The sequence below is a fragment of the Carnobacteriaceae bacterium zg-84 genome, assembly GCA_013874835.1.
Classification (GTDB): Bacteria; Bacillota; Bacilli; order Lactobacillales; family Aerococcaceae; genus WM01.
Map to the genome: position 1 here is coordinate 1,143,421 of CP059430.1, position 16,328 is coordinate 1,159,748.

Sequence of the window (16,328 nt, forward strand, 5' to 3'; positions counted from 1 at the left end):
TACCTCCTAAAAATTATTTTAATTCAATACCAGATTTTTTATTTTCTAACATTTTTTTGATAATTTCAGCGATGTAAGCCCCCGCTTCAACAGCAGGTGTACCACCTTTATGAATGTTAGATACAACTGTTCTTCTTGATTCTGGCATACCAACAGTTGGTTTATAAACGATATAAGCACTCATTGACTCAGCAGTTACTAAACCTGGACGTTCACCAATCAATAAGCACACTACTTCAGCACCAGTCAATTCAGCAATTTGGTCCATTGCAGCAACACGACAATGTTTTACAAATAATACTTCATTGAAATCTAAACCAAACATTTTTAGACCTTGTTTCAATGATGGTAACAAGTCTTTAATATTTGCTTCAATAGCAGCAGAACTTAATCCGTCACCAACAACAACTTGTACTTTTTGGTTAAGTGCACAGTTTTGTTTAATGAATTGTTGTTGATCTTCATTGAAGAAACGACCTAAGTCTGGACGTGTTAAATATTCATCTTTTGAAGTACATTTTGTTTCAGTTGGAACAAATCCCATTTCTTTTACGAAGTCTTCATCAACATAAGAGAAAACAGCATCTTGAGCTGCCGCATGGTCTGCTCTGAAACGTAAAACAGATTGTGTTTTATAACGAGTACCAGCTCTCCATAATCCTAAACGAGCAGGTGTGAATTTTTTCATTTTTAAGTATGCTTCTTTATTTGCAGCATTTGGAATTAAGAATTGTGTTTGAATATCTACTTCTGAAATATCAGGAATACAACCTTCTTCAATAACACTTTCGTTAGTATTCACTGGTGAAGACCCAGCAGGTTTAAATACTACTGTACCACCATTTGATTCTGATGCAACAGTATCTTTAGATGTGTTAGCATCATCAGACGACATTTCACTTAATAAAGAGCGAATCATTTCTTTTAATTGTGCTTCATTCATCAAAGACACCTCCTAAATATTTTTCTTCATGAATACAGATCCATCACCGAATAATTCAGTCATGTTACCTTTTTCATCTAATAAGCCCATGTTTTTCATCCAAATTTCAAATTCTTTAATTGGACGTTTGTTTAATAACTCACGCATTGATGCTGATTCATGGTAACCAGTTGTTTGGTAGTTTAACATGATGTCATCACCATGAGGAATAGCCATGATATAGTTGATACCTGCTAAACCTAATAATAATGTTAAGTTTTCAGCATCATTTTGGTCAGCTTTCATGTGGTTTGTATAACAAATGTCACAACCCATAGAAATACCTGTTAGTTTACCCATGAAGTGATCTTCTAAACCAGCACGGATAACTTGTTTTGCATCATATAAATACTCAGGTCCGATGAACCCTACTACTGTGTTTACTAAGAATGGATCAAAGCGTTTTGCAAATCCATAACAACGAGCTTCCATTGTTACTTGGTCAGCATCGTGGTGAGCATCAGAAGATAATTCTGAACCTTGACCTGTTTCAAAGTACATCACGTTAGGACCAGCAGCAGTACCTACTTTAAGTGCTGTATCATATGCTTCTTGAACAATTTTTCCATCTAAACCGAATGCTGTATTTCCTTTTTCTGAACCAGCGATAGATTGGAAAACAAGACCAGAAGGAGCACCTTGGTTCATTGCTTCCATTTGTGTTGTAATATGTGCTAATACACAGTGTTGTGTTGGGATTTTAAATTCTTCAATAAAGTCATTGAATTTATGTAAAACACGTTTAACACTTTCAGTTGAATCGTCAACTGGGTTTAAACCTAATAACGCATCTCCACATCCATAAGCAAAACCTTCCATTGTAGAAGCCATGATACCATCTGGATCATCTGTTGTATGGTTTGGTTGTAAACGAGATGAGAATGTTCCAGGTTCACCAACTGTTGTGTTAGCTGTTTTTGTAATGATAATTTTTTGTGCACCAACAACTAAGTCCATGTTTGACATTAGTTTTGTTACTGCAGCAACCATTTCTGAAGTTAAACCACGAGATAACCAGTGAATATCATTACTTGTTGTATTTGTATCTAAAATCCATTCACGTAATTCTTCAACTGTCCAGTTTTTGATTTTTTCATAAGTACGTAAGTTAACATCGTCAACGATAATACGAGTTACTTCGTCTTCTTCATATGGAACAGCTGGATTGTTAAAGATATCTGATAATTTTAATTGTGCTAAAACAACTTTAGCCGCAACACGTTCCTCAGCAGATTGAGCTGCAACTCCTGCTAATTGGTCACCAGATTTTTCTTCGTTAGCTTTAGCCATTACTTCTTTTACTGATTTGAATTCATAGCTTCTGCCGAACAATTTAGTTTTCAGAATCATCTGAAATTCCTCCTTGGTTTTCTTTTTTTAGTTAAATACTAACGTTTTTACAACGACTGGCAATACCGAGCCTTCGATGACCGGATTACCAATATCGATATAATCTCCATTTTGTACATCAACAGAGTCAATACATACAAATGGATAGTCTTTTGGCAACTGAGCAAATAAGCATTGTCCCAGTGCTTTTGCCATATCCTGACGAACAACAATAATCAACGGAATGTTTTTACGAATGCTTTCATCCATACCTTTTACAATAGCACTTGCTATGTCCACAACTCTTGTAAATGACGGACTTTTCTCTCCTTCAAGAGCTAAAGCAACTTGTTGCACTTCGTTTTCTAACGTAAACCAATTCACTTTATCGTGAATGATTTGTGCCATTTCCATTGCTGATTCTTTTTCATCAGATACAGCTAATTTTAGAACAGGAATATTTTTAATTGGCAATACATCTGAAATATAAGTGATTGTACTACCACTCACATCTGTTGTATGACTTCCTGCCCCTACCACTGTTGCACGAATGGTTTCTTCAGAAACAATTACTTTACGTTCTGTGAAAATTTTAGATTTTTGTAAAGCACGTCCTAATAAAACACCAATATCACCGTAAGCGAATTCATCAACATCAGTGCCATAAACCTGATCGGCTACACCACCAGAGAATGATACGCAACGTATTTCATAGTTTAATTTTAAACCATGATTTGTTTGCAACATTTCGTAGTACGGACTATTGTTTTCAATACCAACAGACTGTTCTAAAACGGTTACCATAATTTGAATAATTGTATCTAAATCTTTTCGATTAGCCGGTTTTCCAACAGCTAAATCTAATTTTAATTCAGCTACAATATCAAGTAATTTTGGTGCGATATAACTGATCACATGTGTTTTAGGATCCAATTTAATTAAACGGCCACCTATATCAAAACACCCTGTATCAATCAAGTCACCTTCTCTAAAAACAGCTAAATTAGATGTCCCACCACCAATATCAATATTGGCTACTGATGTATGGTGCTCTTCTGAGTAAATATGACTACATGCACCTTTAGCTGCGATAATGCTTTCTAAGTCAGGACCGGCGGTTGCAACAACAAAGTCACCTGCATAACCACTTAAAACCTCAAGCACATGACTTGCATTATCTTTTCGTGCTGTTTCACCAGTAATGATAACAGCACCCATTTGAATATCACTTTTTTCAATGCCTGCTTTTGCATATTCGCTTGTCACGAACTGCTTAATTTTTTCAGCTTCAATCAAGTGATTTTCAGAAATAGGGGTAAAAATAATATCGCTTTTATATAGAACCTTTTTATCTGTAATATACACACGCGGTATGGTAAACACAGATGCGATATTTTCAATGGTTAACTCTGATAAAACTAGCTGCGTAGTTGCTGTCCCTAAGTCAATCCCTACACTTAAAATTTTATCCGACATGTGCGTAACACCTCCAAAAAAAAGACACTCAAAGACATATAGTTAGACTACTAGTCTACTACCTTACCTTGAAGCGTCATTGCTTTATTCTAACATCATTGTTAGTTGTTATTTTTTAAATGTAATAGTTGTTACCGTTCCATTTCTGTCGGACTGAACAGAAATTTTACCCGATAATTTACTTTTTACAAATTGATTAACAATCGTTAAACCTAATCGGCTTTCCTCATGCTCTTGAATTTTGTAACCTTTTCCATTATCGGCAACTTCTAAACGTATCATACCATTTTCTAGGCTAACATGCAAATGAATATATAAATTTTTTCGATTTATTTTTTCAAAAGCATGGTCATAACTATTTTGGACCAATTCATTCACAACAAGAGCAGTTGCTACTGCTCTATTACTATCCAATAAAATGCTCGTATCAATATTATACGTCAATCGAACATCTGATTGGCCCATGAAGAAACGTTGAATATTTCCAAGTGTTTCTTCTAAGACTTTAGCCAGTACAATTTCGTCCTCAGTTTGTGAAGATAACAACTCATGCGTCATCGCAATAGATAAAACGCGATTTACACTATCATTTAACGTCTTTTTCACTTCAGGATTTTTACTTCGTCTTGCTTGAAGACGAAGCAATGACACAACGGTTTGTAAATTATTTTTAACACGATGATGAATTTCACGAATAACAGTTGCTTCAGTTAACAACCTCGATTCTTTTTGCTTAATTTCTGTAATGTCTTTAAAAATCATCACAAAAATATTACTGTCTTGAATAAAGTGTCGTTTTACTGAAAAATAATATTGTCCATACTTGATTTCTACTATTTTATTATTTTCCCAACGTCCATTAAGAATTTTCTTTTGAATGGCTTTAAACTGGAAACTGTCCAAAACCAAATTATCATAGTGCATACCAGTAATTGAATCTCGATAACCTAATTTTTTACGATAGTAATTATTAGCTGCATGGTTATAATATTTTAAATAACCTTGCCCATCAAAAATTAAAATGGCATCATCTATATAATCTGATAATGTAATTTGTTCAAGTTGAGAAACTTGCAAAGCATTCGTTAATTCATAAACGCTATTTTTATCATTGTCTATCGAAAAAGTTGACAAGATTTTTTCGGTCACATCCGTTTCAATAATAATTACAGCTATGACTTTACTTTCTCTTGTTATCGGAAATACTTTTTGCTGAATGGATACACCTTCTTGAGATAAGGCCGACAATCCATTTGTTTTTGCACCCGTTTGTAATGTTCGAATCACACCTGGTTCATTATGTAAATAAGCAATGCTTCCAACAACATTTTTTTCATATAAACTTTGTTTTTTTTGCGGTTTTTTATGAAAAATAACGATTGCATTTTCGGAATAAGCATCCTTCACATCAATGAATACATCTTCTAATGCATACATTGAGCTTCGCATCAATCTATCTGCTTGAGATAAAATCCACTCTATATCAAACTCATCCAAAGTTGTTTGCTCTTTGCAAATACGAATAATATCATCTTTATAAGTCATCATGTAACACTAACAATTTAGCTATTTCAACCATTGGAACACGCTTTTGCATACTAATTGTTCGAATTTTTTTGAAAGCATCAGGCTCACTTAAATGCTCTTGCTCCATAAGTAGACCTTTTGCCTTTTCTATAATAATTCGATCTTCCAATTTTTTAGCTAATTTCTCCATATCTTGTGAAAGTTCTCTTAACTCTTTTCCTTTTTCAACACAAACTTCAACCATTGGTACCAAAGATTTTACATCTAGTGGTTTCACTAAATAAGCACTTGCTCCATATAGTTTGGCTTTATTTGTATATGCTTCATCACTATATGCAGATAACAAAATAACGCTATATGCTAATTTATCATCTAATATTTTTTTACTTGCAGTTAATCCATCTAATAACGGCATTTTAATATCCATTAAAACAAGATCTGGAGTAAACTTTTGACACATATCAATTGCTTCAAAGCCATCTGCAGCCTCTCCAACAACTTCATATCCCGCTTCTTCCAAAATGTCTTTAATGTCTAATCTTGCCATAGGTTCATCATCAACAATTAGTATTCTACCCTTCATCACGCTCTCCTTAAGATTTGTTCAAATTATGTGCGTGTTACAACTGTACTTGAAAAACTTAAAATATCTTCTAAGCCTTGTAAAACAGCTACAAGAGAAGCCTCAACTGAAGCAACATCTCCTGTTAACACAACAGAACCGCTAAAGCGATCTACAAATCCAACTTGAACATCTGCAGCTTTTGTTGCAATATCTACTGCAATAATGGCTGCTTCACTTGGGGTTATGGTTAAAATACCTATTGCACCTTTTTTCTCAGTAATTAAACCAAGCTTTTCATAAATGACTGGATCAGGATTGGCAATTAAATGCGCTAATGTGACCTGTTTACCAGGTACATATTCCTGTATCATCCTTTGTTTTTCTTCCATTTTGTCACACCCTTCATTTTGTTAGATTATGTAGCTCATCTATTATATTAGAAAATGGTATATCTAGCAATCTAAAATGCATTTTCTAAAATTTTAGCCACATCTTCTGGTGAAGGTGTTCTTGGGTTTGTATCTGTACAACGATCTTTAATAGCCGCAAGAGCTATCTCATCTTTATGTGCAAGAAAATCTTGTGATGCCACACCATATTCTCTTAATGTTGTTGGCATATTCAATTTTTTCTGTAATTGTTTTATAGCACTTACTAATTGTCTAACTGCCATTGCAGGATTAGAGGCATTACAACCTAATAATTTTGCAATTTGTTGATAGCGCATTGCTGTTGATTTATCATATCCAATTTTACCAACGCTCGTCATATTCGCATTATATTGGATAATATGTGGCATTAAAATACTATTTAAACGTCCATGTGGCACATGGAATTTAGCACCTGCTGCATGAGCAATACCATGATTTAATCCTAAAGATGCTGTATTAAATGCCATACCAGCTAATGTTGACGCTGCATGCATTTTTTCACGTGCTTCTACATCATGTCCATTTGCATACGCTTTAGGCAAATATTCAAAAACAAGTTTAATAGCTTTTTCTGCTAATGCATCTGAAAAATCGGTAGCATTTTTAGAAACATACGCTTCGATTGCATGTGTCAATACATCCATTCCTGTATCTGCTGTAATATTCGCAGGTAAAGTTAACACTAAGTCGGCATCTAAAATTGCAACAGAAGGTAAAATATCTCTTGAAATCAATGGATATTTTGTTTCTTTTTCTGCATCTGTGATAATTGAAAAATCTGTTACTTCTGAACCAGTTCCACTTGTTGTTGGAACAGCAATGAAGGTTGCCCCTGAAAAAATACCTTGTTTAGATGCAAAATAATACATCGCTTTTGCTGCATCAATAGCAGAACCACCACCGACTGCCAACACAATACTTACATTTTTTCCTTCTGCACTCTTAATACCAGAAACAACTGTTTCAATTGGAGGATCAGGAACAATATCAGTAAACACAATCACATCATTACTGCTATCAACATATTTTAAAACATCATTGATTTGGCCAGATGTTTGTAAGAACGGATCTGCTACAACTAAGAAACATTCATTTTTATATGTACTTAACTGTTCCAAAGCACCTCTACCTATACACAATTCTGTTTTATAATATATTTTATACATATTCATTCTCCTTTCTTTTAAGATAAAAAGCATGAAAAAATGCTACACGAAAACAACCACATTCATAGGTGGATTTTTTCCACATAGCAACATTGCTTTTATGAAGTAAACACGCCTTTGTGCTTATGGTGAAATTTTAACATAATAACGCTTTCTCGTCAATAAAATTCATGCTCTTATCATTTTAAAAACACCTTTTCTCTTCTAATTTTTAAGATATTGTATCTCATCTCATAAAAGACATGCTCCCCCATACTTTTTATATGTTTATCCTCTTATTATCCTATAAAATTTTTCTATCAATTCTTCTTAAATAAATACGACAAAACAGTTGTAACCACGCTATGTATATGGTATAATTTACTTGCTAGATAAATATTTCAGTACTTTTGTGAATATGGAAGTTTGGTGAAATTCCAACACGGTCCCGCCACTGTGATAAGCATTGCTTTCAGTCAGATCTTTATTCTCAAATTTTAGTAGATTTCATTCCTCGATGTAAGGATATGACGTCATTTTGGATTGCATGACAATCGTTGTAGCTTTCCATACTTGGCTCTACGTTCAGTATGTGCTGATATTTTCTAAAGGCGCCAATAAGCGTCTTTCTGCAAAGATGCAGAGCCAATGTTATGGAAAGCTACAACTAACCGAAGCTGTTTAGTATTGGATACAATGATGTATATCTAGCTTTCTAATCTGATTTTAGACACCTTGTAGATTTTTTCTACAAGGTTTTTTATTTTTATCACAAACGACAAAAAGACACCCAATATTGAGTGTCTTTTGTTATTATTTGCCTTCTCTTTGTTTTGCCCAACGTTCAACATCGGCTTTTGTAATGTTATTGTGGAATACTTTTGCACTACGCTCATAAGCAACGTCTGCAACACCTTTTCTAAAGTTAATAACACGTGCCAATGCAAAGAAATAATCTGATAAACGGTTTACAAATACCATTACTTCATTATTTATTTCATTTGTCCACATTGTTGCAACAATATGACGTTCCGCACGTCTTGCAATTGTTCTTGCAACATGAATCATTGAAGCAATAGGATCTCCGCCTTGTAAAATAAATGTTTCTAGTGCAGGTGGAATATCAGCGTATGTATCAATACGTTCTTCAATCCAATCAACTAATTTTTTATCCACTTTGTAAGGATAAACACCGTGTGGTGTAGATAAATCTGAACCACAATCAAATAAATAATGCTGTAATTGACGTAATTCATCAATTAAAGGATCTCCATTTTCCATTTGACTTATTGTGTATCCTATCCAAGAATTTAATTCATCAATCGTACCGTATGCACATACGCGATCCGAATCTTTGGCTGCACTTTGTCCACCAACAAGCTTTGTTAGCCCTTTATCTCCTGTTTTTGTATATAGCTGCATGATTTTCTCCTTTCACTTCTTTTACTATAGTTTACACCTAAACAACCTATTTTGTAAACGTTTCTAATCATATTTTTTTATTTATAATCCCGTGTATCTACATAATCATCTCGACTTAATTTTCCTTGCTCAAACGTTGGCATATTTGTGATTGTGTGAACAGCATTCTCCATTAAGAAAAAGGCTAAAGGACAACCAGAGCCCTCTCCTAAACGCATATCCATTAACAACATAGGCTCAAGTTTTAAAGTATCTGCAACAATTTTATATCCCGGTTCTGTTGAACAGTGAGAAGCAAAACAGTAATCTAATACGTGTGGTGCAATCTTAGAAGCAATCAATAATCCTGTAATGGAAATCACACCGTCAATCACACACGGTTTTTCATACATCGCACAAGCCAAATATGTTCCAACCATTCCTAACATGTCTAAGCCACCAATTTTAGATACAATATCTAATACATCTTCATAGGGTGCATGTTTTTGAATACATTGCTCAATAATATTGATTTTATGTTGCATTGATGTTTTTGTTAAGCCTGCTCCATATCCGGTCACTTCATGTGCTGGTTTATCAAGCAAAGCACTAATCACTGCTGCAGAAGTCGTTGTATTACCGACACCCATTTCGCCTGTACCAAATAATGTATAACCTTGATTTATCAAAGAAACTGTCTTATCGTATCCATTTAAAATGGCTTGAATGCACATTTTTTTGGACATTGCTGGCTCTTTTGCCATATTTTTAGTACCGTACATTACTTTAGCATCTACATGATAACCAACATCTTTTTTACAACCAATATCAACAACACAAACATCACTTCCTACATGATGCGAAATGGCACATAGTCCTGTTTTCTTTTCTAACATATTTTCCGCAACAATATAAGTCGTTTCTTGAGGATTGGCTGATATACCTTCTTCAACAATGCCATTGTCAGCTATATATACGACAACTACTTTTTTTTCTAAAGAAATATGTTTGTCAAACATACTATACAAACGAGCATAAATAGTCTCCATTTTCCCAAGAGCACCTAACGGTTTCGCTAAACGATCACAGTATTGCTGTCCTTCACAAAGAAGTACTTGATTAACGGGCTTTATTTTTTGGATAATATTCTCTAATCGTACCAATTCTTCCATACAAACCTCACAACTGCTTGACACCTTCATAAATAATGGTGCACAATGTTCTTTTTTGATAATACTTTGCAAATAATTGTTTAGATAGAGCTTCTTCTATTTGCTCTAAAAAAGCAACTTGTTCCTTTGTTAATAAAATACCCACAACAGTGCCACTATGCGCGATGTTAATACCCAATAATTGATAATTTTTGACAAAAGCAATGATGTCCTTTAAATAAGGTTTTGGTAAACGTCTATCATTCAATAAAGCACTCTCTAATGCAACATGTGACAGTAAACTTAACGATTTTTCTTGACACGCTTTTTGAAACAATGTAAATAATTCTTTCGAGTGCTGTTTATCATATACATTCGATTGGCTCATACGAATCAATCCCACCGTATTGACCGTTTCAATTGGTTCTAACATGTATACATACAACTCAGGTTTCCAATGCGTTTCAAACAAAGGCTTTGCTGTTAAAGGATTAATCACTGTCCAATGTTTAAACGCTACCGAATCAGTCGGTTCTACTTTCGAGCATAAAGACGACAATGTTTCCATAGATAATTTTTCCTGTTTCAACAAAGACATACCATATAAAGCGCTAATCATATCTGCTGTACTACTTGAACAGCCTTTTCCAACGGGAAGCGACGTCTTTCTCGTTATATGAAACATGTCCTTAGGATATACCAAATCTTTTATTTCTTGAATTTTAGGCAAAATTATAGAAGTGGTTGTACTAGATGAAACTGTAACAATACTTTTTTTATCAATATTGTAGGACAATAAGTATTCTTCATCATCATACACACCTTGAAAAAGTTCCCCGCAAGACCCAGCACAAGACACACTAACACTTTTCATGTATCACCTCATTATCAAAAATCTCTTGTATTGCTTTAATCAACTGCTCATTTTCCTTTCGTGTACGCACTGCAACACGATAATGCTGTGTTGTCAATCCATGATAGTTTTGACACGAGCGAATAAAGACTTTCTTCTCCCATAAGGCTTTCCTTAAATCAAGTTCGCCCAAGTATGTAAAGAAAATATAATTCACTGTTGGTTTGACAACATCAAGCTGATGAAAACTAACAAGAGCATTATATAAGAACTCTTTTTCTTGATGTAACCACTGCTTCGTTTGTTTTTGATAATTTATATCTTTTAAAATAACTGGCACTGCTCTATCTGCTAATGTGTTAATACTCCAAGGTGCTCTTTTATTATCAATATCTGTTAAACACGATGTTAAAAAAGTAAGAGCATATCCTAGACGTAATCCTGGAATAGCATAAAACTTTGTTAAAGATTTCACGACAATCACATGTGGATACTCTTTTAAAAATGGTACAAATGTATATTGTACTTCATCCATTAAAAAATCAACAAAAGCTTCATCAATCACTAAATAAATATTTTTATCACTTAAATAATTTGCAACTTTTTTAAGTTCCTCACTTGTCACTAATGTGCCTGTTGGATTATTCGGATTACAAATCAATACCACATCACCACTTGTTAACATTGATAAATACGGCATCATACTATCAAATGTCCATTGATAAGAAGAATCAAGTGGACAAAGTTTAATTTTAGCACCAACTTGAGAAAATGCTTTTTCATATTCCATGAAAGTAGGGCTTAATGTAAGCACTTGTTTTGGTTTAAAAAAGCGTGCTAATTCATAAAAAATTTCAACGGCTCCATTTGATAATAATACGGTTTCTGCAGGGAGCTGATGATAAGTAGCAATCGCATTTTTTGCTGCTCGATAATGGATGTCTGGGTAATGTACTAAAGCATCTATACTCTCTATAATGACTTGTCTTAATGCTTTAGACACACCAAAAGGATTGATATTTGCACTGAAATCAATGCAATCCTCTCGGTTATAACCAAGTTGCATTGCTAAAGCATCTACATTTCCTCCATGCTCTATTTTCATGCCTATCAATCCTTTCATGTCTTTATTTATTTGTCATCGTCCATTAAATATTCACGCAAATCATCAATACCAATATTTTCAACAGAAGAAATTTCAAAAATTCTAATTGCTCCTGCTAATTTTAATTGTAGTCTTGCTCGCTCAATTAAAGATGGATCTTTTGCCATATCAATTTTTGTGACAACACCTATAACAGGTTTTGTAAAAAGGGATGCAAAACCTTGTGGAAATGTCTGCATCGTTTCCGCAGATGAAATCAATAAACCTATCACATCTGCTTCCGCAGCAGTTACTGTCAACGCATTATAATATTGTCTATGTTGTAAAAATTCTCCTGGTGTGTCAATAATAGCATCATAAAACTGAATGGCTTGCGTTTTATAATAACTAATATCTAATCCTTTTAATCTTTGTGTTAATGTTGTTTTTCCAACACCAACTGATCCAACAAACATAATTTTTTTCATACGTCACCTCGTTTCCATTATACACAAGATTTTGCGAATATCCAAATTTATTTTTTCAATAATTCTGCTTCTGTTTTACCTAATAAAATTGTTTCACGTCCGTGTAATAATATACCTTTATTTTCGTCACGACCTTGTAAGAAGTATCTTGCATCATCTTTATCATATGTGTCTGCCGCTTCTTTAGACAATTTACCGATACCTTTTTCAGTTGGTCTGATACGGTTAAAGATAATACCTACTTGTAAATCTTTAAAGTCAGTTAACATTGCATAGTCCCCATTGCTGTCACCTGCAATCAAGATAGGTTCTTTATCTTTGTGAGTTGCTGCCATATATTTTTTAATCGTTTCTGTTTTACCTGCACCTTGTGTTTGTGCATATTCTGGATTTAATTCAGCTTGAATAACACCATTGCTATCTTTAGATAGCATCATAGCATAGATATTTTCTTTAGGAATATTATATCCATATTTACTATTTGTTGCATAAGGAATAATAACATCAATATAAGATGCTGAACAAATATATACGTCAATACCATTTTCCATTAAAGTTGCGTATAAGTCTTGCATTTCTTTAACAGAACGTACACCTGTTTTGAAAGATACACTAACTTGTCCTGCTTCACCTTTTAATGTTGCTGGACTTTCCCATGTTTCTTCTTTTAATTCATCTTTTAAAGCATAGTCAATAGATTTTTCAGTTAATGCTTGTACTTCTTCAGATGTCATGCCTGCATATAAATATGTTACCCATGGATAGCTAATGTCTGAACTAAATGTTGAGCCAACAGCTTCATATAAATAACGTAATTTAGCACTAAAGTCTTTATATTCATCAGTTGATTTTAATTCATCTAATGATTTTGTCCCTTTCATGCCACTATAATTATTGTATAAGAATGTATAGTCTGATTCTAAATCTTTTGCAATTTTATCAATATTTACACGGCCACCGTCTTTATTATTCCAATCTTCTTTAAAATCATCACTTGGTAAGTTTTTACGAATGGCTTCACCAAATTTTTCTGGTGTCATTTTGAATTCTAAATTCATGATTTGATAAGTGAATGTTGCTTCACCAATATCGTTAATAATTGTTGTGTTATCCCAATCAAATACAGCATAAGGTTTTGCATCTGCTTTATAGTTTGCATTTGTTTTACCATTATCAGCAACTAATTTTGACAAGCGAGCATATAATTTATCTTCCCATACACCTTTTTCGAGTGTTTTAACACTTTGAGCTTGTTGCGTTGTTGTTTGCTCCATTTTTGTTGTTTGTGGTGCTTGACATGCTGCTAATAGCAATGTTGCTCCACACATAAAAATAACACGTTTTTTCATGTTTTTACCTCCAAAAAATTTTTGCTCCATAAAAAAGGGCAAAGAAAGACCGTTAGTTGTTCTGGTTGCGCACCATTGCGACTAAACGGCTTCTTTGCCAATCTGTATGAAACTGTTTTCAGTATACCTTGCAAATATCATTTCGTCAATATATAATCGAACATCACACGAAAGTTTTATATTTTTTTAATAAAATTTATAAATCTATACACCAGATAATACAATTAAACGTTCAACAAATTCGTTTTTTGGATGCAAACGAATCTCATCAGGTGTTCCAATTTGTTGAATTTTTCCTTCGTCTAATACCATGACTCGTGTCCCTAATTTCAATGCTTCTGCTATATCATGTGTGATAAAGACAATCGTATTTTTTAGTTGTCTATGAAGTTGTTTTAACTCATTTTGCACTTGGTATCTTGTAATAGCATCCACTGCACCAAAAGGTTCATCCATTAACAAAATATCTGGATTAGATGCTAATGCTCGAGCAATCCCTACACGTTGCTGTTGCCCTCCAGACAATGCATTGGGAAACATCGTTGCAATCTCATGAGATAATCCAATCATATCTAATTTTTCATAGACAATTCTGTCAATATCTTCTTGAGGATATTGTTTTAATCGCAACACATAAGCAATATTTTCAAAAACGGTTAAATGCGGAAATAAAATATTTCCTTGAATAGCATATCCAATACGCCGTCTTAATTCAATTAAATCTTCATCCGCAATACTTTTTCCGTCAATTAACACATCTCCGCTATCAATACTCACTAAACCATTGATCATTTTCATAAGAGTCGTTTTTCCTGAACCAGATGATCCAATGACTGTTAAAAATTCACCTGTTGGAATCGTTAAATCTAAATTCTCAATAATGATTGTATCTTCATATTTTTTACATACTTGTCTAAACTCAATCATATTATTCTCCAATCAATCCCAATGTTTTTAAATAGTTTTTTGCAACATCACTCGGTTTCTCGCCTTTACTTTCTACCTTATCATTCAGTTCAGACATCGTTTTATCATCTAAAGTATGATTTAGCAATGCTAATACTTTTCTTAATTCTGGATGTTGCATTAAAACGTCCTCTCGAACAACTGTACCGGCGACATAAGATGGATATAATTTTTTATCATCTTCCAATACAACAATATTTGCAGAAGATAACTGCCCATCTGTTGTAAAAATAGTCATGACATCTATCTTACCATCATGAATGGCTTGATATTTTAATCCATTATCCATATCCACCGTTTTTTTAAAAGACAAATCATATACTTTCTGCAATGCTTTATAACCATCTTCTCTTTCATAAAAATCATATTCTGCACCAAAAGTAAGTTGATTGGCAATAGCCACTAAATCGCTATATGTTTTTAATTGATATTGATCGGCTATTTCTTTTCTCACAGCAATACCATATGTGTCATTAAAGCCAAAATTATTCCCCCACTCAAGATGGAACATGTCGTGATAATCTTTCATTAATACATCAAATTTTCCTTCATAATAAGGTTCCGTATGTTTTAACACTACTTGCCATGCAGTTCCTGTATATTCTGGATACATATCAAATTCACCTTTTAAAACTGCCGGATGAATATTCGCTGTTCCTCCACCTACACCGTGTGTTATTTTTACGTTTAAATCTGTTTTTTCCTCTATGAGTTGCTTTAACATTTCTCCTAAAACATAACCCTCAGTCGTTGGCTTAGTCGCAATGTGAATGGGTTTTTCCATAGGAACTAAATAAAAAGCACCTATGATGACTGTAAATAAAACAGCAATCGACATCACCCATTTTTTAATATGCTTGGATAATCCATGATGTACTTGGATTCTTTTTTCAATATTTGCCAATAAGAAATCTGCAACTAACGCTAATATAGCAATAAGTAAACTACCAACAACTGTCATATTCAAATTATTCGTTGTAATACCGCGATAAATAGCAACACCTAATCCACCTGCACCAACAAAAGAAGCTATCCCTGCTAAAGCAATCGTCATAGTTACCATATTTCGAATACCCGACATCAAAATTGGTAAAGACAGAGGAAACATGATTTTATACAAAATTTGATTGGGCGTACTCCCCATGCCTTCGGCAGCTTCGATAATTAAACTATCCACAGACATCAATCCAACATAAGTACTTTTGACGACAGGTAATAAAGCATACAATGTCAAGGCAACAACAGCTGTTGTATTACCAACACCTGTAATTCCAATTAAAAAACCTAATAAAGCAATCGCAGGAATGGTATATAACACATTCACTATACTTAATAAGATTGTTGCTAATTTAGGTTTTTTTGTCATATAAATACCGATACCTATACCGAAAATAATGGCAAGTATAATGGATATAAACGATACAATAATATGTTGTTTAAGTAAATCCATAAAAAATGGATACTCATTTAAAAATAAATCAATAATACTTTTCATGTTACTCTCATCCTTTAAAACGCTTTTATTTATTATACTATATTTTTCTCATTTGTATAAAATGATTTGTTTTACGAAGTAAACAA

At 33.5% G+C, this 16,328-nt stretch carries 15 protein-coding genes and 1 riboswitch; all 15 genes read right to left on the reverse strand.

Features of this window, described 5'->3' with window-relative positions:
- Positions 1–13: 13 nt before the first annotated feature.
- Positions 14–943 carry an ethanolamine ammonia-lyase subunit EutC gene (gene eutC / locus H1220_05415; protein ID QMI85169.1) on the reverse strand — a complete coding sequence of 310 codons (930 nt, stop codon included), beginning with the start codon at positions 941–943 and terminating at the stop codon, positions 14–16.
- 12 nt (positions 944–955) lie between these two features.
- Positions 956–2,332 (reverse strand): ethanolamine ammonia-lyase subunit EutB, encoded by a 1,377-nt coding sequence (locus H1220_05420; protein QMI85170.1) that lies wholly within the window; start codon positions 2,330–2,332, stop codon positions 956–958.
- A 27-nt stretch (positions 2,333–2,359) separates the two neighbouring features.
- The gene (eutA, locus tag H1220_05425) at positions 2,360–3,787 is read right to left on the reverse strand and encodes an ethanolamine ammonia-lyase reactivating factor EutA (protein ID QMI85171.1); all 1,428 of its coding nucleotides are present in this window, start codon (positions 3,785–3,787) and stop codon (positions 2,360–2,362) included.
- Between the two features lie 108 nt (positions 3,788–3,895).
- Positions 3,896–5,332, reverse strand: a complete 1,437-nt coding sequence (locus H1220_05430) for a sensor histidine kinase (protein ID QMI85172.1) — start codon at positions 5,330–5,332, stop codon at positions 3,896–3,898.
- Complete coding sequence (locus H1220_05435; GenBank protein QMI85173.1) at positions 5,322–5,897, reverse strand: response regulator; 576 nt, start codon at positions 5,895–5,897, stop codon at positions 5,322–5,324. Before H1220_05435 ends, H1220_05430 begins: the two co-directional genes overlap by 11 nt.
- 26 nt (positions 5,898–5,923) lie before the next feature.
- Complete coding sequence (locus tag H1220_05440) at positions 5,924–6,268, reverse strand: BMC domain-containing protein (protein ID QMI85174.1); 345 nt, start codon at positions 6,266–6,268, stop codon at positions 5,924–5,926.
- 71 nt (positions 6,269–6,339) lie between these two features.
- On the reverse strand, positions 6,340–7,476 hold the full coding sequence (locus H1220_05445) for an iron-containing alcohol dehydrogenase (GenBank protein ID QMI85175.1): 1,137 nt from the start codon (positions 7,474–7,476) through the stop codon (positions 6,340–6,342).
- Between the two features lie 354 nt (positions 7,477–7,830).
- Positions 7,831–7,960, forward strand: a riboswitch (cobalamin riboswitch).
- A 308-nt stretch (positions 7,961–8,268) separates the two neighbouring features.
- Positions 8,269–8,877: a cob(I)yrinic acid a,c-diamide adenosyltransferase gene (locus H1220_05450; protein QMI85176.1), complete on the reverse strand. Its 609-nt coding sequence runs from the start codon at positions 8,875–8,877 to the stop codon at positions 8,269–8,271.
- A 77-nt stretch (positions 8,878–8,954) separates the two neighbouring features.
- On the reverse strand, positions 8,955–10,019 hold the full coding sequence (cobT, locus tag H1220_05455) for a nicotinate-nucleotide--dimethylbenzimidazole phosphoribosyltransferase (protein QMI86664.1): 1,065 nt from the start codon (positions 10,017–10,019) through the stop codon (positions 8,955–8,957).
- 16 nt (positions 10,020–10,035) lie between these two features.
- Positions 10,036–10,881, reverse strand: a complete 846-nt coding sequence (locus H1220_05460) for a kinase (protein ID QMI85177.1) — start codon at positions 10,879–10,881, stop codon at positions 10,036–10,038.
- On the reverse strand, positions 10,868–11,965 hold the full coding sequence (locus tag H1220_05465) for a threonine-phosphate decarboxylase (GenBank protein QMI85178.1): 1,098 nt from the start codon (positions 11,963–11,965) through the stop codon (positions 10,868–10,870). The genes H1220_05460 and H1220_05465 overlap by 14 nt, the downstream gene beginning before the upstream one ends.
- Before the next feature lie 26 nt (positions 11,966–11,991).
- Positions 11,992–12,432: a EutP/PduV family microcompartment system protein gene (locus tag H1220_05470; protein ID QMI85179.1), complete on the reverse strand. Its 441-nt coding sequence runs from the start codon at positions 12,430–12,432 to the stop codon at positions 11,992–11,994.
- A 47-nt stretch (positions 12,433–12,479) separates the two neighbouring features.
- Complete coding sequence (locus H1220_05475) at positions 12,480–13,781, reverse strand: haloacid dehalogenase-like hydrolase (GenBank protein ID QMI85180.1); 1,302 nt, start codon at positions 13,779–13,781, stop codon at positions 12,480–12,482.
- A gap of 204 nt (positions 13,782–13,985) precedes the next feature.
- Positions 13,986–14,708 (reverse strand): ABC transporter ATP-binding protein, encoded by a 723-nt coding sequence (locus H1220_05480; GenBank protein ID QMI85181.1) that lies wholly within the window; start codon positions 14,706–14,708, stop codon positions 13,986–13,988.
- 1 nt (position 14,709) lies between these two features.
- Entirely contained in the window at positions 14,710–16,242 is a 1,533-nt protein-coding gene (locus H1220_05485; protein ID QMI85182.1) for an ABC transporter permease subunit, read from the reverse strand.
- Positions 16,243–16,328: the final 86 nt, after the last annotated feature.

Excerpts from the sequence above, each read along its gene's own strand:
- H1220_05420 (QMI85170.1), bottom strand. The coding sequence starts at position 2,332 with ATGATTCTGAAAACTAAATTGTTCGGCAGAAGCTATGAATTCAAATCA.
- eutC (QMI85169.1), bottom strand. The coding sequence starts at position 943 with ATGAATGAAGCACAATTAAAAGAAATGATTCGCTCTTTATTAAGTGAA.
- H1220_05475 (QMI85180.1), bottom strand. The coding sequence starts at position 13,781 with ATGAAAAAACGTGTTATTTTTATGTGTGGAGCAACATTGCTATTAGCA.
- H1220_05485 (QMI85182.1), bottom strand. The coding sequence starts at position 16,242 with ATGAAAAGTATTATTGATTTATTTTTAAATGAGTATCCATTTTTTATG.
- H1220_05460 (QMI85177.1), bottom strand. The coding sequence starts at position 10,881 with ATGAAAAGTGTTAGTGTGTCTTGTGCTGGGTCTTGCGGGGAACTTTTT.
- H1220_05430 (QMI85172.1), bottom strand. The coding sequence starts at position 5,332 with ATGACTTATAAAGATGATATTATTCGTATTTGCAAAGAGCAAACAACT.
- H1220_05440 (QMI85174.1), bottom strand. The coding sequence starts at position 6,268 with ATGGAAGAAAAACAAAGGATGATACAGGAATATGTACCTGGTAAACAG.
- H1220_05470 (QMI85179.1), bottom strand. The coding sequence starts at position 12,432 with ATGAAAAAAATTATGTTTGTTGGATCAGTTGGTGTTGGAAAAACAACA.
- H1220_05480 (QMI85181.1), bottom strand. The coding sequence starts at position 14,708 with ATGATTGAGTTTAGACAAGTATGTAAAAAATATGAAGATACAATCATT.
- H1220_05450 (QMI85176.1), bottom strand. The coding sequence starts at position 8,877 with ATGCAGCTATATACAAAAACAGGAGATAAAGGGCTAACAAAGCTTGTT.
- H1220_05465 (QMI85178.1), bottom strand. The coding sequence starts at position 11,965 with ATGAAAATAGAGCATGGAGGAAATGTAGATGCTTTAGCAATGCAACTT.
- H1220_05445 (QMI85175.1), bottom strand. The coding sequence starts at position 7,476 with ATGTATAAAATATATTATAAAACAGAATTGTGTATAGGTAGAGGTGCT.
- H1220_05435 (QMI85173.1), bottom strand. The coding sequence starts at position 5,897 with ATGAAGGGTAGAATACTAATTGTTGATGATGAACCTATGGCAAGATTA.
- eutA (QMI85171.1), bottom strand. The coding sequence starts at position 3,787 with ATGTCGGATAAAATTTTAAGTGTAGGGATTGACTTAGGGACAGCAACT.